This is a genomic window from Microbacterium hominis, from assembly GCF_013282805.1.
Taxonomy (GTDB): Bacteria; Actinomycetota; Actinomycetes; order Actinomycetales; family Microbacteriaceae; genus Microbacterium; species Microbacterium hominis_B.
This window is the reverse complement of the sequence record NZ_CP054038.1, coordinates 2,230,284-2,250,656: the sequence shown is the minus strand read 5'-3', so window position 1 is coordinate 2,250,656 and position 20,373 is coordinate 2,230,284. Positions and strand designations below refer to the sequence as shown.

17 protein-coding genes are annotated in these 20,373 nt (G+C 70.3%); 10 read left to right on the top strand and 7 right to left on the bottom strand.

Annotated elements, in window-relative coordinates; genetic code table 11:
• Positions 1–63: 63 nt before the first annotated feature.
• The gene (lpdA, locus tag HQM25_RS10150; protein ID WP_172990125.1) at positions 64–1,464 is read right to left on the bottom strand and encodes a dihydrolipoyl dehydrogenase; all 1,401 of its coding nucleotides are present in this window, start codon (positions 1,462–1,464) and stop codon (positions 64–66) included.
• A gap of 10 nt (positions 1,465–1,474) precedes the next feature.
• Positions 1,475–2,167, bottom strand: a complete 693-nt coding sequence (locus HQM25_RS10145; protein WP_254359259.1) for a copper resistance CopC family protein — start codon at positions 2,165–2,167, stop codon at positions 1,475–1,477.
• 109 nt (positions 2,168–2,276) lie between these two features.
• Here HQM25_RS10145 and HQM25_RS10140 point away from each other — a divergent pair, with 109 nt between their 5' ends.
• The gene (locus HQM25_RS10140) at positions 2,277–2,675 is read left to right on the top strand and encodes a hypothetical protein (RefSeq protein WP_172990124.1); all 399 of its coding nucleotides are present in this window, start codon (positions 2,277–2,279) and stop codon (positions 2,673–2,675) included.
• A gap of 52 nt (positions 2,676–2,727) precedes the next feature.
• Here HQM25_RS10140 and HQM25_RS10135 read toward each other — a convergent pair whose 3' ends face one another.
• Positions 2,728–3,078 carry a hypothetical protein gene (locus tag HQM25_RS10135; RefSeq protein ID WP_172990123.1) on the bottom strand — a complete coding sequence of 117 codons (351 nt, stop codon included), beginning with the start codon at positions 3,076–3,078 and terminating at the stop codon, positions 2,728–2,730.
• A 129-nt stretch (positions 3,079–3,207) separates the two neighbouring features.
• Here HQM25_RS10135 and HQM25_RS10130 point away from each other — a divergent pair, with 129 nt between their 5' ends.
• The 3 genes from HQM25_RS10130 to HQM25_RS10120 all read left to right on the top strand — a co-directional run bounded on the left by HQM25_RS10130 (position 3,208) and on the right by HQM25_RS10120 (position 5,060).
• On the top strand, positions 3,208–3,717 hold the full coding sequence (locus tag HQM25_RS10130; protein WP_172990122.1) for an FHA domain-containing protein: 510 nt from the start codon (positions 3,208–3,210) through the stop codon (positions 3,715–3,717).
• Positions 3,717–4,406 carry a transcriptional regulator FtsR gene (ftsR, locus tag HQM25_RS10125; RefSeq protein WP_172990121.1) on the top strand — a complete coding sequence of 230 codons (690 nt, stop codon included), beginning with the start codon at positions 3,717–3,719 and terminating at the stop codon, positions 4,404–4,406. Before HQM25_RS10130 ends, ftsR begins: the two co-directional genes overlap by 1 nt.
• A gap of 108 nt (positions 4,407–4,514) precedes the next feature.
• Complete coding sequence (locus HQM25_RS10120; protein ID WP_172990120.1) at positions 4,515–5,060, top strand: MerR family transcriptional regulator; 546 nt, start codon at positions 4,515–4,517, stop codon at positions 5,058–5,060.
• A gap of 130 nt (positions 5,061–5,190) precedes the next feature.
• Here the strand turns inward: HQM25_RS10120 and HQM25_RS10115 are convergent, their stop codons facing one another.
• A complete protein-coding gene (locus HQM25_RS10115; RefSeq protein WP_172990119.1) occupies positions 5,191–6,000 on the bottom strand; it encodes a ParA family protein in 810 nt (269 codons plus the stop codon).
• Positions 6,001–6,072: 72 nt separating this feature from the next.
• Between HQM25_RS10115 and HQM25_RS10110 the strand changes: the two genes are divergently transcribed.
• From HQM25_RS10110 to HQM25_RS10100, 3 genes are read left to right on the top strand one after another with little or no spacing between them, the layout of a single operon-like run.
• Positions 6,073–9,480: a pyruvate carboxylase gene (locus tag HQM25_RS10110; protein WP_172991610.1), complete on the top strand. Its 3,408-nt coding sequence runs from the start codon at positions 6,073–6,075 to the stop codon at positions 9,478–9,480.
• Positions 9,481–9,537: 57 nt separating this feature from the next.
• Positions 9,538–11,382, top strand: a complete 1,845-nt coding sequence (locus HQM25_RS10105) for a MinD/ParA family ATP-binding protein (RefSeq protein ID WP_172990118.1) — start codon at positions 9,538–9,540, stop codon at positions 11,380–11,382.
• Between the two features lie 3 nt (positions 11,383–11,385).
• Positions 11,386–11,877, top strand: coding sequence for a peptide deformylase (locus HQM25_RS10100; protein WP_172990117.1), 492 nt, complete (start codon positions 11,386–11,388; stop codon positions 11,875–11,877).
• A 141-nt stretch (positions 11,878–12,018) separates the two neighbouring features.
• Here the strand turns inward: HQM25_RS10100 and HQM25_RS10095 are convergent, their stop codons facing one another.
• On the bottom strand, positions 12,019–13,845 hold the full coding sequence (locus HQM25_RS10095; RefSeq protein WP_172990116.1) for an AMP-dependent synthetase/ligase: 1,827 nt from the start codon (positions 13,843–13,845) through the stop codon (positions 12,019–12,021).
• 152 nt (positions 13,846–13,997) lie between these two features.
• Here HQM25_RS10095 and HQM25_RS10090 point away from each other — a divergent pair, with 152 nt between their 5' ends.
• From HQM25_RS10090 to HQM25_RS10080, 3 genes are all read left to right on the top strand, one after another.
• Positions 13,998–14,933: an ROK family glucokinase gene (locus tag HQM25_RS10090; protein WP_172990115.1), complete on the top strand. Its 936-nt coding sequence runs from the start codon at positions 13,998–14,000 to the stop codon at positions 14,931–14,933.
• Between the two features lie 16 nt (positions 14,934–14,949).
• Positions 14,950–15,636, top strand: coding sequence for a lysophospholipid acyltransferase family protein (locus tag HQM25_RS10085; RefSeq protein WP_172990114.1), 687 nt, complete (start codon positions 14,950–14,952; stop codon positions 15,634–15,636).
• A 70-nt stretch (positions 15,637–15,706) separates the two neighbouring features.
• Positions 15,707–17,050, top strand: a complete 1,344-nt coding sequence (locus HQM25_RS10080; protein WP_172990113.1) for a class II 3-deoxy-7-phosphoheptulonate synthase — start codon at positions 15,707–15,709, stop codon at positions 17,048–17,050.
• A gap of 10 nt (positions 17,051–17,060) precedes the next feature.
• Here HQM25_RS10080 and pknB read toward each other — a convergent pair whose 3' ends face one another.
• Entirely contained in the window at positions 17,061–19,001 is a 1,941-nt protein-coding gene (gene pknB, locus HQM25_RS10075) for a Stk1 family PASTA domain-containing Ser/Thr kinase (RefSeq protein WP_172990112.1), read from the bottom strand.
• A gap of 90 nt (positions 19,002–19,091) precedes the next feature.
• Entirely contained in the window at positions 19,092–20,291 is a 1,200-nt protein-coding gene (locus HQM25_RS10070) for a LysM peptidoglycan-binding domain-containing protein (protein ID WP_172991609.1), read from the bottom strand.
• Positions 20,292–20,373: the final 82 nt, after the last annotated feature.

The following is a 20,373-nucleotide window of genomic DNA, read 5'->3' as shown; positions in this document are numbered from 1 at the left end:
CACCTGAGACGAGAAGAACCCCCGGTCGCCGAAGCGACCGGGGGTTCTTGTCGTGGGGGAAGATCAGAGGTTGATCATGTGGCCGACGAGCCCGTGGAACGCCTCCTGCACGGCCTCCGACAGGGTCGGGTGCGTGTGCACGTTGCGTGCGGCCTCGAGCGCGGTGAGGTCCCACTTCTGCGCGAGGGTGAGCTCGGGCAGGAGCTCCGAGACGTCCGGGCCGATCAGGTGGCCGCCGAGCAGCTCGAGGTGCTCGCCGTCGGCGATGAGCTTGACGAAGCCGACGGGCTCGCCGAGGCCGTTCGCCTTGCCGTTGGCCGAGAACGGGAATTTCGCCACCTTGACGTCGTAGCCGGCGTCGCGGGCCTGCTGCTCGGTGAGGCCGAACGAGGCGACCTGCGGCGAGCAGAACGTGGCGCGCGGCATCATGCGGTAGTCGCCGAGCGTCTGGGTCTCGGCGCCGCCGATCGTCTCGGCGGCCACGACGCCCTGCGCCTCGGCCACGTGGGCCAGCTGCAGCTTGGCGGTCACATCGCCGATGGCGTAGATGTGGGGGACCGACGTGCGCATGTGGTCGTCGATGTCGATCGCGCCGCGGTCGGTGAGCTTCACGCCGGTCTTGTCCAGACCGAAGCCCTCGACGTTCGCGGCGAAGCCGATCGACATCATGACCTTGTCGGCGTCGATGGAGCCCTGCGCGCCGGACTTGTTGTCGCTGTAGGTGACGGTGACCTTGTCGCCGTGGTCGGTGACGGTCTCCACCTTGGTGGCCGTGAGGATGTCGACCCCGTACTTCTTGTACTGGCGGGCGATCTCCTTCGAGACGTCCTCATCCTCGTTGGGGAGGGCGCGGTCGAGGAACTCGATGATCGTGACCTTCACGCCGTAGTTGGTCATCACGAAGGCGAACTCCATGCCGATGGCGCCGGCGCCGACGATGACGATCGACTGCGGCAGGTCGCGCGCGAGGATCTGCTCCTCGTAGGTCACGATGTTGCCGCCGAGCTGCACGCCCGGGAGGAGTCGCACCTTCGAACCGGTGGCGATGATCGCGTTGGCGAAGGTCACCCGCTCGCTCGAGCCGTCGGCCTTGGCGACGTCGATCGTGTTCGCGTCGACGAAGGTGCCGCGGCCCTCGTACTCGGTGACCTTGTTCTTCTTCATCAGGTAGTGGATGCCCTTGACGTGCGTGTCCGCCACCTTGCGGCTGCGGTCCCACGCGGCGCCGAAGTCGAAGACCACATCGCCCTTGATGCCGAACAGGTCGGCTTTGTGGGTGAAGGTGTGGGCGAGATCGGCGTTCTTGAGCAGAGCCTTGGAGGGGATGCAGCCGACGTTGAGGCAGACACCGCCCCAGTACTTCTCTTCGATGATGGCGACCGAGAGACCGAGCTGCGCGCTGCGGACCGCTGCGACATACCCGCCGGGGCCCGCGCCGAGGATGACGACGTCGTAATGAGGCATGGTGCCCAGCCTATCGGTCGGCGGGAGTGTCGGAGTCGGGCTGCGAACCGGTCCCGGCCCCGCCGGAGTTGCCCGGGCGCCCGCGGGTGACGAGGAGGTAGACGACCGCGCCCACGACTGCGACCCCCAGGACGCCCAGGAGGATCCACGGCCAGGCCGGGGCGGTGGCGGCGGTGTCCTCCGGGGCCGGCGTCGCGGTCGGCTCGGCGGTCTCGCCCGGTACGGGCTCCGCGGTCTCCGTGGGCGTCGGCTCGGCGGTGGCGGTGGGCTCGGCGGTCGGTGTGGTCGCCGGCGCCACGGTGAACGCGAACTCGCCCGAGATGGGGTGGCCGTCCGAGGAGACGACCTTCCACAGCACGGTCACCGTGCCGTCGGCGTCGCCGCTCAGCGGCTGCGTGAGCGTGTTGTCCGACGCGGTCGGCCGGCCCGCCGTCAGCGCCGTGCCGTCGGGGGCCGTGACCTGCACTTCGGAGGCGCCGTCGTCGTCGGCGATCTCGTCGCTGAAGGTGAGCACGAGGGCGCCTGGAAGTCCGTCGACCGTCGCGTCGGCCGCCGGGCTCGAGCCGATCAGCTCATCGTGCGCACGGGCGGGGGATGCCGTGGTGAGAACGCCCGCGGTGGCGAGGGCCAGCGCCACGAGCGCGGCGGCCACGGCGGTGAGGGGCCGGAGCCCGAAGCTCCGGAGCGAGGACGATGCGATCACCCGATCCACCTTAACCGGGTCTTCCGCGACCGGCCCCGCGCGTCTAGCCTGGGCGGCAGGCGGGTGCACCTGCCCGCTGACGTCGCGGTCACGGAAGCGGAGGCACGAGATGGACGCCATGATGATGGACGCCATGTCGAAGGACATGATGATGCCCGGCATGGACACGATGACCATGGACATGACGGTGATGCAGGCGTGTATGGATGCCTGCTCGGCGTGCGAGCAGGCATGCACGGTCTGCTCCACCCAGATGATGTCGTGCGGGCCGGCGTGCATGAACTGCGCCGACATGTGCAACACCATGATGCGCGCCATGATGCGCATGCAGGGCATGACCCCGGCCGCCATGATGGCCATGCTCGACGCGTGCATCGCCATGTGCCAGACCTGCATGGACGAGTGCATGGAGCACGCCGCCCACAGCGAGGTCTGCAAGATGTGCGCTCAGGCATGCCAGGCGTGCATGGACGCCTGCATGGCGGTCAAGCACATGATGGCGGCCTGAGGTCGCAGGCATCACCAGAGGCCGAGCGGGGCCCGGCCGCGCTCAGTTGCGCTCAGCCGCGCAGGACGTTGTAGCGCTCGCGACCCACCGCGAGCACGTGGTAGCGCTCGTGCAGCGCCACCGGCGCGCCGGCGGCGACGTTCGCGACCGCGCCGCCGCGGCTCCACAGGGAGATCGCCGCGCCGTCGGTCAGCCGTCGCACGACGATGACGCCGGTGCCGGCATCCACCGTCTCGACGAGGGCGTCCGCCCAGTCACGGGGATTGGCGGCGGCCAGGCGCAACTGGATGAGATGCAGCGCGTGCCCGGGTGCGAACGAGGAGCAGGTGTCGCCGTGGTCGCACATGCACGCCGCACGCTCACGCACCTCGAAGGGGCGGATGGTGTGCTGCGGACTCGACACGACGGACTCCTTGTCAGTAGGTTCGTTGTCCAGCCAGGTTAGGCGGGGGAATCGCGGTCGGGAATCCCGAACGACACGCGGCGAAACAATGCCGATCCGTTAGGCTTGCATCCCGATAGGAGGATCACCGTGGAGGACAATCGCCGACCCGGACCGGACGAGATCCGACGGGTTCCCGGCGCGGGGGGAGACGCGGCCGAGGCCGAGCAGGCCAACGACACCACGCAGACGTTCGGACACGACTCCGATCTGTCGTTCGTGCCGTTCGGCAGCGACCTCAACACCGCGGAGCTCGACGCGATCGAGGCACTGCCGACCCGCTCCGCGCTGCTGCTGGTGCGCTCCGGGCCGACCGCCGGCGCCCGCTACCTTCTCGACACCGACGTGACCACCGTCGGCCGGCATCCCGAAGCCGACATCTTCTTCGACGACGTCACCGTCTCACGGCGGCATGCGGAGATCACCCGCACCGAGACGAGCTTCGAGCTCGTCGACCAGCGATCGCTCAACGGCACATACGTGAACGGCGAGCGGGCCGACCGCGCGACGCTCACCAACGGCGCCGAGGTGCGGATCGGCAAGTTCCGCCTCAACTTCTTCGTCTCACCCGCCGACCTTCCGCAGGCCGCGGACGCGTGATGGCATCGGCATCCGCCCGCGAGCGCTCAGCGTCCGCGGGTCTGCTGAGCATCGGCCAGGTGCTGGCGAGGCTGACGCCCGAGTTCCCCAGCCTCACTTCCAGCAAGCTGCGCTTCCTCGAAGTGCAGGGCATCGTCACGCCCGTGCGCACCGAGTCCGGCTACCGGAAGTTCTCCCAGGCCGACCTCGAGCGCCTGCGCCTCGCGCTGACCCTGCAGCGCGACCACTACCTGCCGCTCGTGGTCATCCGCGAGTATCTCGAGGACATCGACGCGGGCCGCGATCCCGCTCCGCCCACGGCCATGCCTCCCTCGATCGTCCCGGCTCCGCGCCGCTACCGCCGAGACGAGCTGCTCGCGGCTGCCGGCGCCGCGCCGCAGCTGCTCAACGACGCGATCAGCACCGGCGTGCTCGTGGGCGCCGAGACCTACACCGAGCACTCGGTGACGCTCCTTCGCGCTCTGGTCGCCCTCGACCGCCACGGGATCGAGCCGCGGCACGTGCGCGCGATGCGGCAGAACGCGGAGCGGGACGTGGCGCTCATCGAATCGGCCCTCGCACCGCTGCTGCGACGCACGGACTCGGCATCGCGCGGGCGGGCCGGCGAGATGGCGCCGGAGCTCGCCAAGCGGCTCGAAGAGGTGCGCTCCACGTTCGTGCGCGCGGCTCTCGACCGCATGCTCTCGTGAGCATCCAGGCTCCGATCGCGACACGCCGACGCCGTATGGCCGGATGTCGTTGCCCGAGGGGCGGGGCTCATCTAGCGTGGAGACAACCGCATCCGGAGGGGGGAGCGAATGAACGCTCGTGACGCGGCTGAAGGTCAGCCGTTCTCCGCCGAACTCCTCTTCACCGACGGTCTGCCGCAGATGGACGACGAGGTCGGCTACCGCGGCGCACAGGCCGCCCGGGCGGCGGGGATCACATACCGCCAGCTCGACTACTGGGCACGCACCGAACTCGTCGAGCCCACCGTGCGCGGCGCCAGCGGGTCGGGGTCGCAGAGGCTCTACGGCTTCCGCGACATCCTCGTGCTCAAGCTCGTCAAGCGGCTGCTCGACACCGGCATCTCGCTCCAGCAGATCCGCATCGCGGTCGACCAGCTGCGGGCCGCCGGTATCCGAGACCTCGCGGGCACCACGCTCATGAGCGACGGCGCCTCGGTCTACCTGTGCACGTCGAACGACGAGGTCATCGATCTCGTCAGCCGCGGTCAGGGCGTGTTCGGGATCGCGGTGGGCAAGGTCCTGCGCGAGGTCGAATCCGAACTGGTCGAACTCGACGCGCAGACTCCCGACGCGATGGACGAGCTCGCCTCGCGCCGGGCCGCCCGCACCGCCTGACCTCCCGCCGGCACCGCCGGAGGATGGGGCGATCCGGGCTGAGGGACCAGGCTGAGGATCCAGGCTGGGATCCGGAAACGAAGAACGCCCGACGCGATCGCGTCGGGCGTCTGTCGTTGATGGGTCCCGGTCAGGCCGTGACTTCGCCGGGGATCGGGATGCGCCCGGTGCGCATCACGCGATCCAGCAGCGCGTCGAAGTCGGCCGCGAGCTCCTGCGCCGAGTCGCCGGGCCAGATGTGCAGGGGCTTGGCCGCGCCCTGGGCCTGCTGCAGCGAGGTGCGCTCGGGCAGCTGGGGCGACAGCACCAGCGGGCCGAACATGTCGCGAAGCTCCTTGATGCGGAACTGGTGCTCGATCGACTGCGGACGCACGCGGTTGACCACGAGGCCCAGCGGCTGCAGACGGGGGGAGAGGCCGCGGCGGATCTCCTCGATCGCGCGGAGGGCCCGGTCGGCGGCGGCGACCGAGAACAGGCCGGGCTCGGTGACGACGATGACGCGGTCGGAAGCGGCCCACGCTGTGCGCGTGAGGGCGTTCAGCGACGGGGCGCAGTCGATGAGAACGAGGTCGTAGTCGGCCTCGATCGTGGCCAGGGCCTCTTCCAGCTTCCACACGTCGCGCACGCTCGGGTGCGGACCGTCGAAGTTGATCGCCGACGGGCTGCCGATCATGACGTCGATCGTGCCCGGGTGGACCTTCGCCCAGCCGCTGGAGGTGATCGCCTGCTTGACGACCTTCTCCTTGGGGTTGGCGAGCACGTCTGCGACGTTGAGGCGCCCGGCGACCTGGATGTCCATGCCCGTGGACACGTCGGATTGCGGGTCGAGGTCGACGACGAGCGTGCGGACGCCGCGCGCGAAAGCCGCGGAAGCGAGTCCGAGAGTCACGGTCGTCTTGCCGACTCCACCCTTGAGGGAGCTGACGGAAAGCACGTGCACAAGGCACCACGTTACCGTCCCCTAGGCTGAGAGCACACTCAGCCCGATCCAGCGATGCTCGACGAGGTGCGCATGTTCAACAAGATCCTGGTGGCCAACCGCGGAGAGATCGCCATTCGTGCGTTCCGCGCCGCGTACGAGCTCGGAGCCCGCACCGTCGCGGTGTTCCCCTACGAGGATCGCAATTCGCTCCACAGGCTGAAGGCCGACGAGGCGTACCAGATCGGGGAGATCGGGCATCCCGTCCGCGCCTACCTCGACGTGGATGAGATCGTGCGGGTCGCCCTCGAAGCCGGCGCCGACGCGATCTACCCGGGCTACGGATTCCTCTCCGAGAACCCGGAGCTGGCTGAGAAGGCCGCGGCCAACGGCATCGCCTTCATCGGACCGCCGGCCGCCGTCTTGGAGATGGCGGGCAACAAGGTCACCGCCAAGCAGCACGCGGTCGCCGCCGGGGTGCCCGTGCTGCGCTCGACCGAGGCCTCCGACGACGTCGACGCCCTCGTCGCGCAGGCCGACGACATCGGCTTCCCGATCTTCGTCAAGGCCGTCGCCGGCGGCGGCGGACGCGGCATGCGGCGGGTGGAGAGCAAGCCCGAGCTGGCCCCGGCGCTGGCCGAGGCGATGCGCGAGGCGGGCAGCGCCTTCGGCGACGCCCGCGTCTTCCTCGAGCAGGCCGTGCAGCGCCCCCGGCATGTCGAGGTCCAGGTGCTCGCCGACAAGGCGGGCACCACGGTGCACCTGTTCGAGCGCGACTGCTCGGTGCAGCGCCGCCACCAGAAGGTGATCGAGATCGCGCCGGCGCCGAACCTCGACGACAGCGTGCGCACCGCCCTCCACGGCTACGCGGTGGCCTTCGCCGAATCGATCGGCTATGAGAACGCGGGCACGGTGGAGTTCCTGCTCGAGACGGCGGGACCGCGCACCGGCGAGGTCGTCTTCATCGAGATGAACCCGCGCATCCAGGTCGAGCACACCGTCACCGAAGAGGTCACCGACGTCGACCTCGTGCAGTCGCAGATGCGCATCGCCGCCGGACAGACCCTCGACGAACTCGGTCTCACGCAGGATCGCATCCACCTGCGTGGTGCGGCCCTGCAGTGCCGCATCACGACCGAGGACCCCACCCAGGGGTTCCGGCCCGACACCGGAAAGATCACGACCTACCGGTCCCCTGGCGGTGCGGGCATCCGGCTCGACGGCGGCACGACGGCGGCGGGTTCGCAGATCAGTCCGCACTTCGACTCGATGCTGGCGAAGCTCACCTGCCGCGGGCGCGATTTCGGGGCCGCCGTCGTGCGCGCCCGGCGTGCGCTGGCGGAGTTCCGCATCCGCGGCGTCTCCACCAACATCCCCTTCCTGCAGGCCGTGCTCGACGACGACGCATTCGTGGCGGGCGACGTCAGCACGTCGTTCATCGATGAGCGCCCCGACCTGCTCAAGGGCCGCGAGTCCAAGGACCGCGGCACGAAGATCCTCAACTGGCTGGTCGACACCACGGTGAACAAGCCGAACGGCGAGAACCCCGTGAGCCTCGACCCCCGGGTCAAGCTCCCGACCCTCGACCTCGCGGCCGAGGCGCCGGCCGGCTCCCGCCAGCGGCTGCAGGAGCTGGGCCCGGAAGGCTTCGCCCGCGCCCTGCGCGCGCAGACCGCGCTCGGGGTCACCGAGACCACGTTCCGTGACGCGCACCAGTCGCTGCTGGCCACGCGCGTGCGCACGAAGGACCTCGTCACGGTCGCCCCGTACGTCGCCCGCATGGCCCCGCAGCTGCTGTCCGTGGAGGCTTGGGGCGGCGCGACCTACGACGTCGCGCTCCGCTTCCTCGGCGAGGACCCGTGGGAGCGCCTCGACCGCCTCCGCACGGCGCTTCCCAACGTGGCGATCCAGATGCTGCTGCGCGGGCGCAACACCGTCGGCTACACGCCGTATCCCACCGAGGTCACCGACGCCTTCGTGCGCGAGGCCGCCACGGCCGGCATCGACATCTTCCGCATCTTCGACGCGCTCAACGACGTGTCGCAGATGCGCCCGGCGATCGACGCGGTGCTGCAGACCGGCACCGCCGTCGCCGAGGTGGCCGTCTGCTACACGGGCGATCTGCTGAACCCCGCCGAGGACCTCTACACCCTCGACTACTACCTGCGTCTGGCCGACCAGATCGTGGATGCCGGAGCCCACGTCCTCGCCATCAAGGACATGGCGGGCCTCCTGCGCCCCGCAGCGGCCGCGAAGCTCGTGTCGGCGCTGCGCGAGCGGTTCGACCTTCCCGTGCACGTCCACACCCACGACACTGCCGGCGGGCAGCTCGCGACCCTGCTGGCCGCGTCGGCGGCGGGTGCCGACGCGGTCGACGCCGCCGCCGCCCCGATGTCGGGCACCACGAGCCAGCCGTCGCTGTCGGCTCTCGTCGCGGCGCTGTCGCACACCGACCGCGACACCGGAATCGACCTCGGGGCCGTGAGCGACCTCGAGCCGTACTGGGAGGCCGTGCGCCACCTCTACCGGCCGTTCGAGTCGGGGCTGCCCGGACCCACCGGCCGTGTCTACCACCACGAGATCCCGGGCGGGCAGCTCTCGAACCTGCGCCAGCAGGCGATCGCGCTGGGGCTGTCGGAGGACTTCGAGCTCATCGAGGACATGTACGCGGCGGCCGACCGCATCCTCGGCCGCGTCCCGAAGGTGACGCCGTCGTCGAAGGTCGTCGGCGACCTCGCCCTGCACCTGGCGGCCGTCAAGGCCGATCCCGACGACTTCGCCGCCAACCCGGAGAAGTACGACGTGCCCGATTCGGTGGTGGGCTTCATGGCGGGCGAGCTCGGCGACCTCCCCGGCGGCTGGCCGGAGCCCTTCCGCAGCAAGGTGCTGCAGGGCCGCGACGTGAAAGTCGGGGTCACGCCGCTCACGGCTGCGGAGGCGGCGGCGCTCGAGGGCGAATCGGCCGAACGCCGCGAGATGCTCAACACGCTGCTGTTCCCCGCGCCGACCCGCGCGTTCCAGCAGGCGCGCGACGTCTTCGGCGACCTCAGCGTGCTCGACACGTCCGACTACCTCTACGGTCTCGCTCCCGGGTCCGAGCACGTGGTCGAGATCGAGCGCGGCGTGCAGCTGTTCGTGGGGCTCGAAGCGATCGGCGAGGCCGACGACAAGGGCATGCGCACGGTCATGACCACGCTCAACGGGCAGCTGCGTCCGGTGTTCGTGCGCGACCGGAGCATCGAGGTGGAGAGCCGTCAGGCGGAGAAGGCCGACACGACCAAGCCCGGTCAGGTGGCGGCGCCCTTCTCGGGCGTGGTGACGATCAAGAGCGCGATCGGCGACACCGTGAGCGCCGGGCAGCCCGTCGCGTCGATCGAGGCGATGAAGATGGAGGCGGCCATCACGGCCCCCGTCGACGGCGTGGTCGAGCGGATCGCGATCGGCGCGACCCAGCAGGTCGACGCCGGCGACCTTTTGGTCGTCGTCCGCCCCGCACATTAGCCTGGAGGGCGCGGCCTGCAGGCCGCACCCCGCTTCAGCCCTCAGGAGTACGCCCTCGTGACGTCCGATCACCCCGACCACACGCCGAACGACGACGAACCGCTCAACGGCGTGCTCAGCGACACCGGAAGCCTCGAGACGACGTCGTTGGGGATCCTCGGCGGCGCGACGGAGCAGGTCAGCGTGTCGCTGCCTCTCGGCGATGACGACGAACTCGCCGACGACGACGTGATCGGCGATGAGGTCGCCTACGAGCCGGCGCTCGAGACCGCCGAGGCCGAGATCATCGAGGCCGAAGGCGGGCCGGAGTCGCACGACGTCTTCGCGCCGTACGGCGACGCCGACGAGGACGTGACCGACGCCGATGTCGTCGAGGACGATGTTCCGACCGAAGACGGCGCCGCTGGTCCTGCGGCGGATGAGGCGGGCCCGTTCGCGGTCGCGTCGATGGTGGATGCCGCGCCCATCGCGCGCGAGCCGTTCGTGGTCGTCGTGCCCGAGCCGGAGCACGCCGAGCCGGAGCCCGCGGCCACGCCGGAGCACGTTTCCGAGCCGACCCCCGAACCTGCCGCCGAGCCGGTCGTCAAGCCGGTCGTCGAAGCGGAGCCGGTTGTCGAGACCGGCCAGGTTGTCGAGACCGAGCCTGAGGTCGAGACCGAGCCGGAGGTCGAGACCGAGCCGGAGGTCGCGTCGCCGACCGTCGAGGACGCCGAGCAGGTGCCGACGGCGGCGGAGATCGCTACAGTCGCAGAGACGGACGGAGAGGTCGAGGAGCCTGCTGTGACCGAGAAGAAGTCCCCTGAGTCCACGCCCGCGCGCCGACCGGCCTCGACGCCGGCGAGCCGCCGCGAGGCCCAGCACACCGGCAGCGTGCCGGCGCGCGCCGTCGAGCGCGCGCAGCAGCGCGTCGAGGTCGCCCTCACGTCGAAGCGCATCGGCGAGTTCGAGGCGGACCGCGAGACGGCCGACCTCCTCACCGCCGACCGTCTGCTCGATCCGCACCAGGTCGTCAAGTCCGAGCCCGAGGGCGCGTGGCAGCAGTTCGTCTACTCGATCTCCGGCCACCGCATCAACCTCGGCGACAGCAAGCGCGCCCGCGCCCGCAAGGACCTCGATCGTCGCATCGCGGCGCCCCTGAACGGCGTGGCCCGCTTCGTGCCCGTGCTCTCGCGGAAAGGCGGCGTCGGCAAGACGACCGTCACCACGCTGCTCGGCATGGCTCTCGCCGACGCGCGCGACGATCGCATCATCGCCGTCGACGCCAACCCCGATCGCGGCACGCTGGCCGAGCGCATCGCGCGCTCCAGCGGCAAGACCGTGCGCGACCTGGTCCGCGTGAGCGGCGATGTCGTCGGCTACAACGACCTGTCGGCGATCGTCGCCCGTGACGAGACGCGGCTGGACGTGGTGGCGTCGGACTCCGACCCTCGGGTCTCGGAGGCCTTCAACGACGACGACTATCAGAACGTCGCCGCGCTGGCCGCGCACTATTACTCCGTGGTCCTCACCGACACCGGCACCGGCATCGTCCACTCCGTGATGGGGGCGACCCTCGATCGTGCGGACCAGATCGTGATCGTGACGGGGCTCAGCGTCGACGAGGCCCGCCTCGCATCCGAGACGCTCACGTGGCTGGAGACCAACGGTCACGCCGACAAGGTGCGCGGCGCGGTCGTGGTGCTCAACAACGCGCGGCCGGGAACCCCGCTCGTTCGTCCCGAGGAGCTCGAGTCCCACTTCCGCTCGCGTGTGCGCGCGGTGGTGCGCGTACCGTACGACCCGCACATCGCGGCGGGCAGCGCGATCCTGTTCCGTGACCTGCAGCCGGCGACCCGGCTCGCGGCGCGTGAGCTCGCAGCCGCCGTCGTCGAGGGCCTGCGCGCCCTTCCGGCCGCCGCGTAGACCGTGGCGGTCCGTCCGATCCGGGTCTTCGGCGACCCGGTGCTGAAGTCCGTGAGCGCTCCGATCGGCGTCGTCGATGACGGCGTGCGCGCCCTCGTGCGCGACCTGCTCGACACCGTCGAGGTTCCCGGACGCGCCGGCGTCGCCGCGCCGCAGATCGGCGTCGGGCTCCGAGCCTTCTCGTACAACGTCGACGGCGTCATCGGGTACGTGCTCAATCCCGTGCTCGTCGAGGTGTCGGGCGAGCCGGAGGCGATCGGCGAGGGATGCCTCTCCGTTCCCGGTCTCTGGCACGACGCCGTGCGCTATCCGTACGCGAAGGTCGTCGGCACCGACCTCGACGGTGCGGAGGTCGTGCTCGAGGGGGAGGGGCTCATGGCCCAGGCCCTGCAGCACGAGACCGATCACCTCGACGGCATGCTGTACCTCCAGCGGCTCACGCCGGAGGAGCGCCGGGTCGCGATGCGCGAGATCCGCGAGTCCGACTGGTTCTGACGACGGCGGAGCAATATGGCGACGCCGCGTTGACGCGCGACGGGTCGACATCGACCAGCCCGCGAATCGCGCGTCTCGAGGTCCGACCTCCAGACGAAGAAGAAGCCCCGGGCATCGCCCGGGGCTTCTTCGTGGTCTCGGTTACGCCAGCGAGACGTTCGTCGTGTCGGCCGGCACCGTGTAGATGGCGTCGATCTCGGCGGCGAAGTCGGCGAGGATGACGTTGCGCTTGATGCTCATCTTCGGCGTCAGGTGACCGCTGGCCTCGGTCCACTCGGAGTCGAGGATCGTGAACTTGCGCACCGACTCCGCGCGCGACACGCCGGCGTTGGCCCGGTCGATGGCCTTCTGCACCTCGGCACGCACGGCGTCATTCGCGGCGGCGTCGGCGAGCGACATGTTCGCGGACAGGCCGTTGTTGGCGAGCCACGTCGGCAGCATCTCCGGGTCGAGGGTGACCAGCGCCGCGATGAACGGCTTCTGGTCGCCGACCACGACGACCTGTCCGACGATCGGGTTGGCGCGGATCGGGTCCTCGAGGGCGGCCGGTGCGACGTTCTTGCCGCCCGCCGTGACGAGGATCTCCTTCTTTCGTCCGGTGATCGTGAGGAAGCCCTCGTCATCGAATGCGCCGATGTCGCCGGTCTTGAACCACTCGCCGTCGAACGCCGCGGCCGTGGCCTCGGGGTTGCGCCAGTACTCCTTGAAGACGTTGATGCCCCGCACCTCGATCTCGCCGTCATCGGCGAGTCGGACGCCCACACCCGGGATCACGGGGCCGACCGTTCCGATCTTCGACATGCGCGCCTGGTTGACGGTCGCGGGCGCCGTGGTCTCGGTGAGGCCGTAGCCCTCGAGGATCGTCACGCCGAGGCTGTGGAAGAAGTGCCCGAGACGCGGTCCGAGCGGGGCCGAGCCCGACACGGCGTACGCGACCTGACCGCCCATCGCGGTGCGCAGCTTCGAGTAGACGAGCCGGTCGAACAGCGCGAACTTCACCTTCGTGCCGAACGGGACCTTCCTGCCCTCCTGCGTGAGGGTGGAGTGCTCGATCGCGGTGGCGGCGGCGGCGCGGAAGATCTTGCCCTTGCCGCCCGCTTCGGCCTTCTGCTCGGCCGAGTTGTAGACCTTCTCGAACACGCGCGGCACGGCCAGGAGGAACGTCGGCTTGAACGAGCCGAGTGCCGGCAGGAGCTGCTTCGTGTCGGGCTGGTGTCCGGTCTTCACGCCCGCGTGGATGTCCAGGATGGAGATGAAGCGCGCGAAGACGTGCGCCGTCGTGATGAACAGCAGCGTGGAAGCCCCGGGCGTCTCGAAGACCTCGTGGTTCGACTTCGCCGCGTTGCGGACGAGTTCGACGAAGTTGCTGTGCGTGAGCACGCACCCCTTGGGCCGCCCGGTCGAGCCGGACGTGTAGATCAGAGTCGCGATGTCGGCGCCGTTCGCGATCGAACGGCGCCGCTCGATCTCCTCGTCGGCGACGTCGGCGCCCTCGGACACCAGCCTGTCGAGGTCGCCGGCGTGCATGCTCCAGACGTTGCGCACGAGCGGGAGTTCGCCCCGGGCCTCCTCGATGCGCGCCGTGTGGTCGGGGAGTTCCGCGATGCAGGCGATGGCGCCCGAGTCGGTCAGGTTCCAGGCGATCTGGGATGCCGAGCTGGTCTCGTAGATGGGAACCATGACCGCGCCGGCATAGAACAGCGCGAAGTCGACCAGCGTCCAGTCATAGGTGGTGCGGGCGATGAAGCCCACCTTGTCGCCGGGCTCGATGCCACCGGCGACGAAGCCCTTGGCCAGGGCGATCACCTGCCGCTGGAACTCGGCGGCGGTGATGTCGCGCCAGCCGTCGCCGGCGGGCACGGCGAACAGCGCCAGATCCGGCGTGGCCTTGACACGCTGGACGAGAAGGTCGGTGATATTGGCCTGCGGGTCGGCAGGCACGATCGGGGGGACGTCGAATTGAACCACGGCAACTCCTTCGGTACCGGTCTGATTGCTCGGGTGAAGTTCTGTGCCGAGTCTAGTCGAGCGTCACGCGGCTGTCGGGGGCCCTGTGGACCACGGCGGCCTGACTAGACTTTGAGGCGCCGTCGCGGGTGCGCCGGCCGGAGAGGAGTGCGGTGCTACGCGTCGGAATCGACATCGGCGGAACGAAGATCGCCGGGGGAGTCGTGGATGCCGAGGGGCGCATCGTCGAGAAGCTGCGGGTCGACACCCCTGTCGATACGAGCGAGCTCGCACAGGCGGTCGTCGACATGACACTGCACCTGTCCGCGCGGCACGAGGTCGCCGCCGTGGGCGTCGCCGCCGCGGGATTCATCGACCGTGACCGCGCCGTCGTCATCCACGCGCCCAACATCGCCTGGCGCAACGAGCCGCTCAAGGCGACGCTCGAAGCGGGCATCGGCAAGCCGGTCACGATCGAGAACGACGCCAACGCTGCCGGCTGGGCCGAGTTCCGCTTCGGGGCCGGCCGTGACGTCGAGCACATGATCATGCTCACCATGGGTACGGGCGTGGGCGGCGCGGTCGTGCTGGACGGAAAGCTCTACCGAGGCGGGCACGGCATCGGCGGCGAACTCGGCCACGTGCGCTTCACCCGCGACGGCCTTCCGTGCGGGTGCGGGCAGCACGGATGCCTCGAGCAGTACGCATCGGGTCGCGCGCTGCAGCGCGAGGCGAATGCGATCGCCGACGCGGGCGGGATCGGCGCCGGCCTCGCGGCGCTGCGCGAGGAGAAGGGGCACATCAGCGGCCCGTCGGTGTCGCGCCTCGTGCTCGCCGGCGACGAAGGCGCCATCGAGGCCCTTCGACGCGTCGCGACGGCGCTCGGCGAGGCATGCGGCGGCTTCCAGGCCGCCCTCGACCCCGAGCTCTTCGTGATCGGCGGCGGGGTCGCACAGCTGGGCGAAGACCTGCTGGCACCGGTGCGGCTCGCCTACGAGACCTCGCTGCCCGGCTACGGCGACCGGCCGATCGCGCAGTTCGCCATCGCCCAGCTCGGAAACGACGCGGGGCTCATCGGCGCCGCCGATCTCGCCGAGATCGACGGCTGACAGCACGGGAGCAGCGTTGTTCTACTGGCTGATGAAGTACGTGGTCATCGGACCGCTCGTCAAGGGGATCTTCCGTCCCTGGATCGTCGGCCGGCGCAACGTTCCCTCGGCCGGCGGAGCGATCCTCGCCAGCAACCACCTCTCCTTCGTGGATTCGATCATCCTGCCGCTCATGATCGACAGGCCGGTGTCGTTCCTCGCCAAGAGCGACTACTTCACCGGCAAGGGCCTCAAGGGCTGGGCCACGCGCGTGTTCTTCAAGGGCACGGGACAGCTGCCGATCGACAGGTCGGGCGGCAAGGCTTCGGAGGCATCGTTGAACACGGGCCTCCAGGTGCTCGGCGGCGGGAACCTGCTCGGCATCTATCCGGAGGGCACCCGCAGCCCCGACGGCAAGCTCTACCGCGGCCGCACCGGCATCGCCCGAATGGCGCTCGAGGCGGGCGTGCCCGTCGTGCCGGTGATCATGGTCGACACCGACACGATGATGCCGATCGGCCAGCGCATCCCGCGTGTGGTGCGGGTGGGCGTGGTGATCGGCGAGCCCCTCGATTTCTCGCGGTTCGCCGGCATGGAGAGCGACCGGTACATCCTGCGCTCCATCACCGACGAGATCATGGTCGCGCTGCAGCGGCTGGGCGAGCAGGAGTACGAGGACGTCTACGCCTCGACCGTGAAGGACCGCCTCAAGACCGCGCGCTGACCCGCGCTCCGCGCGCGCCCGCACCGTCATACGGCGCCGGGCGCGGCATCCACCCCGATAGAATTGCCGGATGCTCCAGACGCCCGACGCGCTCGACCACTGGCGGACACTGCCCATCAAGCAGCAGCCCGAGTGGCCCGACGCCGACGCGGTTGCCGCCGCCTCGGCAGAGCTCGCCACCCTGCCCCCGCTCGTGTTCGCCGGCGAGGTCGACAACCTCCGCGATCGGCTCGCGCGCGCCGCGTCGGGCAAGGCGTTCCTGCTGCAGGGCGGCGACTGCGCCGAGACCTTCGCGGGCGCGACGGCCGAGCAGATCCGCAACCGCATCAAGACGGTGCTGCAGATGGCGGTCGTGCTCACCTACGGCGCCTCGATGCCCATCGTCAAGATGGGCCGCATGGCCGGGCAGTTCGCCAAGCCCCGCTCGAGCAACACCGAGACCCGTGGCGAGGTCACGCTGCCGGCGTACCGCGGCGACATCGTCAACGGCTACGACTTCACCTCGGGCTCCCGACAGGCCGACCCGCAGCGCCTGCTGAAGGGCTACCACACGGCCGCGTCGACCATCAATCTCATCCGCGCGTTCACGCAGGGCGGCTTCGCCGACCTGCGTGAGGTGCACTCGTGGAACAAGGGCTTCGCGCAGAACCCCGCGAACGCCCGCTACGAGGGCCTCGCGACCGAGATCGACCGGGCGATCAGGTTCATGGAGGCCGCCGGCGCCGATTTCGACGAGCTCAAGCGCGTCGAGTTCTACACCGGCCATGAGGGCCTGCTCATGGACTACGAGCGCCCGCTCACCCGCATCGATTCCCGCACGGGCACGCCGTACAACACGTCGGCGCACTTCCTGTGGATCGGGGAGCGCACGCGCGACCTCGATGGTGCGCACGTCGACTACTTCTCGAAGATCCGCAACCCCATCGGCGTCAAGCTGGGCCCGACGACCACGCCCGAGACCGCGCTGGCGCTCATCGACAAGCTCGACCCGCAGCGCGAGCCGGGGCGCCTCACCTTCATCACCCGCATGGGCGCGGGCAAGATCCGCGACGCTCTCCCGCCGCTGCTGGAAGCCGTCAAGGACTCGGGCGCCACGCCGCTGTGGGTCACCGACCCCATGCACGGAAACGGCATCACGACGCCCACCGGCTACAAGACCCGTCGCTTCGACGACGTCGTCGACGAGGTGCGCGGATTCTTCGAGGCGCACCGCGTCACGGGGACCTTCCCCGGCGGCATCCACGTCGAGCTCACCGGCGACGACGTCACCGAGTGCCTGGGCGGTTCCGAGATGATCGACGAGGCCACCCTCGCGACCCGCTACGAGTCGCTGTGCGACCCGCGCCTGAACCACATGCAGTCGCTCGAGCTCGCGTTCCTCGTGGCCGAGGAGCTGGAGAAGCTGCCGCGCTGACCCGAGCTGGTCAGCCGGTGACGGTGATCTGGAGGTAGACCTCCGTGCCCCGCACGCGGAGGTCTCCCTCGGGCAGGTCCTGGCTCGTCACCTCGGTGAGGCCGTTGGGCACGGCATTCCAGAAGAGGGCCCAGTTCGCGACGAAGCCCTCGGCCTCCAGCGCCGCCTTCGCCTCGTCGCGGGTCAGGCCGACCACACCGGGGATCGGGAAGCGCGGGGGACCGGTCGACACGATCAGCTGAGCCGTCTCGCCGGGGCGCCAGCTGCCCGCGACGGGACGCGGCTCCAGGCCGATGACGACCCCCTCGGCGACGGAGTCGCTGGAGGTGCGGGTCACGTCGTCGGAGACCTCGAGGCCTGCCTCCTGGAGGGCGTTGCGGGCGTCCTGCTCCGACATGCCCGCCACCGCGGGCACGGGCCCCACCGACACCCACAGCGTGGCGGTGTCGCCCTGGTGGATCGCGCAGCCCTCGCCGCAGGCGATGTCGTCGCCGCCGGCGCGGGGGTGGATGAGCACGCCCACGACGGTGCCGGCGGAGGCATCGGTGAAGAACTCGGTGTTCTCGTCCTCGACGCCGATGACGTTGTCCCCGAGTACGGTGCGCGCCTCGTCCTCGGTGCGGCCCATGAGGCCGTCCAGCTGCACCGGCTGCGGTCCGGTGGAGATGAACACGACGACCTCCGCGTTCTTGTCGAGGCGCTCGCCCGCGTCGGGATCGCTGCCGATCGCGAGACCGGGCTCCACGTCGAGGCTGCTGCGCCCCGCCTCCACCGCCTGGAGCGAGTCCTCCGCGAGACGGCTCCTGGCCTGATCGAAGGTGAGGTTCTCCAGCGAGGGCACCGCCACGAGCGAGCCCGGGCCGGAGCCGAACCACCAGCCGGCGCCGCCGGCGATCACGGCGAGCACGAGCACGATCGCGAGCAGCCACGCGCCGCGGGTGGAGCGGCGACGAGTGGAGCGGCGCAGCCGGGCGGCGTTGTCGTCCTCGTCGACCGCGGCGGTCGGCCCCGTCGCCGCCATCGGCATCACGGCGGTCATCTCGCCCGTCGGCGTGTGCTCGACGATGGTCTTGATCGGCGCCGTGCGTGTGATCTGGGGCGTGATGCCGAGCTCGCGCTCGATCTGCCGGAGCTTCTCGAGCATCTCCCGGGCATCGACCGGGCGCTCGTCGGGATTCTTCTCGGTCGCCCACAGCACGAACTCGTCGAGCGGCTCGGGCACACCGGGGTTCTTGGCGCTCGGGCGAGGCACCGAGTCGGTGGCGTGCTGGAAGGCGATCTGCATCGGCTGCTCGCCCTTGTACGGCTGCTCGCCGACGAGCATCTCGTAGAGCATGATGCCGAGCGCGTAGATGTCGCTGCGCGCGTCGGCCGTGCCGCGCGTGACCAGTTCGGGGGCGAGGTAGGCGATCGTGCCGAGCAGCTGCGCCCCGGTCGCCGTGTTCGCGGTCGTGGCGCGTGCGAGCCCGAAGTCGCCGATCTTGACACGGCCGTCTTCGGCGAGGAGCACGTTCTCGGGCTTCACGTCGCGGTGCACGATCCCCGCACGGTGGGCGGCGGCCAGGCCCGAGAGCACGGCATCCATGATCGACACCGCCTGCGGCACGGTCAGCCGTCGCTGCTCGCGGAGCAGATCGCGCAGGGTGATCCCGGGGAGGTACTCCATCACCAGGTAGGCCATCTCGCCGTCCTGGCCCTGGTCGAAGACGTTCACGACGTGCGGGTCGGCCAGCCGGGCCGCGGCGCGGGCCTCCTGGATGAACCGGCTCTGGAACACCGTGTCGTCGCTGAGGTGACTGTGCATCACCTTGAGGGCGACGCGCCGCTCCAGGCGCAGATCGGTGGCGACATACACCGTGGCCATGCCCCCGCGCGCGATGCGAGCACGCACCCGGTATCGACCGTCGACGAGACGGCCGATCAGCGGGTCGGTCTGCTGACTCGTGCTCACCCTCCGAGTGTACGGATTCGAAGCCGTGAGCCCGCGGAACGGCTCACCCCCGGCATCCATCGCAGTGGATGCCGGGGGTGAGCGTGCACATCAGCCCAGAGCGGCCAGCCACTGGTACGCCGGCTTCTCCCACTTCGCGTAACGGTCGGGGTAGGCGGAGATCTGCACGGCCTGCGCGGCCGCCGCGAACGACATGCTCTGCCAGCCGGGGATGTCGAGCAGACCCCGGGTGCGCGATCCGTTCGGGTCCGACGGGCCGCCGTAGAACGCGCGGATCGCGTGCGAGCGGTCGCGCAGCTGCGCCGGAGTGCCCCAGCCGCTGCTCGGCCGCTGCTGGAACAGGCCGAGCGAGTCGCGGTCGCCCCAATCGAGGTTGCGGATCCACGACTCCTGCATCGCCGTTCCCAGGGCGATCGCGATGCCGCGATCGGGGACGCCGAGCTCACGGCCGATGCGGATGATCAGGCGGGCGTTCTCCGCTTGTTCGGCATTGAGTCCCGCCACCGACTTCGCGGGGATCGTGAGCTTCTGGCCGGGGTAGATGATCGACGACCAGCTGAGCCTGTTGGCCGTGAGCACGGCCGTGGTGGTGACGCCATGGCGGGAGGCGATCGCACTGACGGTGTCTCCCGCCTTGACCACGTACGTGCCCGAGGTCGCCGGTGCGGGCGTGCTCGGGGCCGCCGGTGCGGGCGTGCTCGGGGCCGCCGGTGCGGCAGCCGGCGTCGAGACCGACGTCGTCTTGCCCGGGATCACGAGCTTCTGGCCGGGGTAGATGATCGACGACCAGCTGAGCTTGTTGGCAGACAGCACTGCGGCCGTCGTCACGCCGTGGCGGGAGGCGATCGCGCTGACGGTGTCACCGGCGCGCACGGTGTAGGAGGCCGACACCGGAGCCGGGGTGGCCGTGGCGGGGGCGGCGGGAGCCGCCGCGGCGGCGCCGGTGAGCTTGAGCACCTGGCCCGGGTAGATCACCGAGCGCCACGTGAGCCCGTTGAGCGCGAGCACGTCGGCGGTGCGCAGCCCGAACCGCACGGCGATCGCCGAGACGGTGTCGCCGCGGCGCACGGTGTACGTCGTCGGCGCCGTCGCCGCCGGAGCCCGCAGCGCGGTGACGGCGGGGGCGGGCGCGGCCACAGCCGCAGCAGACGCCGAAGCGGGAGCCGCGGGCACCGCCGCGGCGAGCGGTTTCACGCGAGGCGCGTCGCGACCCTCGCGGACCTCCAGGGCTCCGGCGGCGGGCGCCGCGGTGAGGGAGATCGCGATCGATCCCACGATGGCGGCGGGCAGTCCCGCGGCGATGGTGCGCGCAGGGCGCAGTCGGTTCCGGCGATCGGGTCGCAAGAGTTCCCCCCTCTGTCGACTTCGAAAA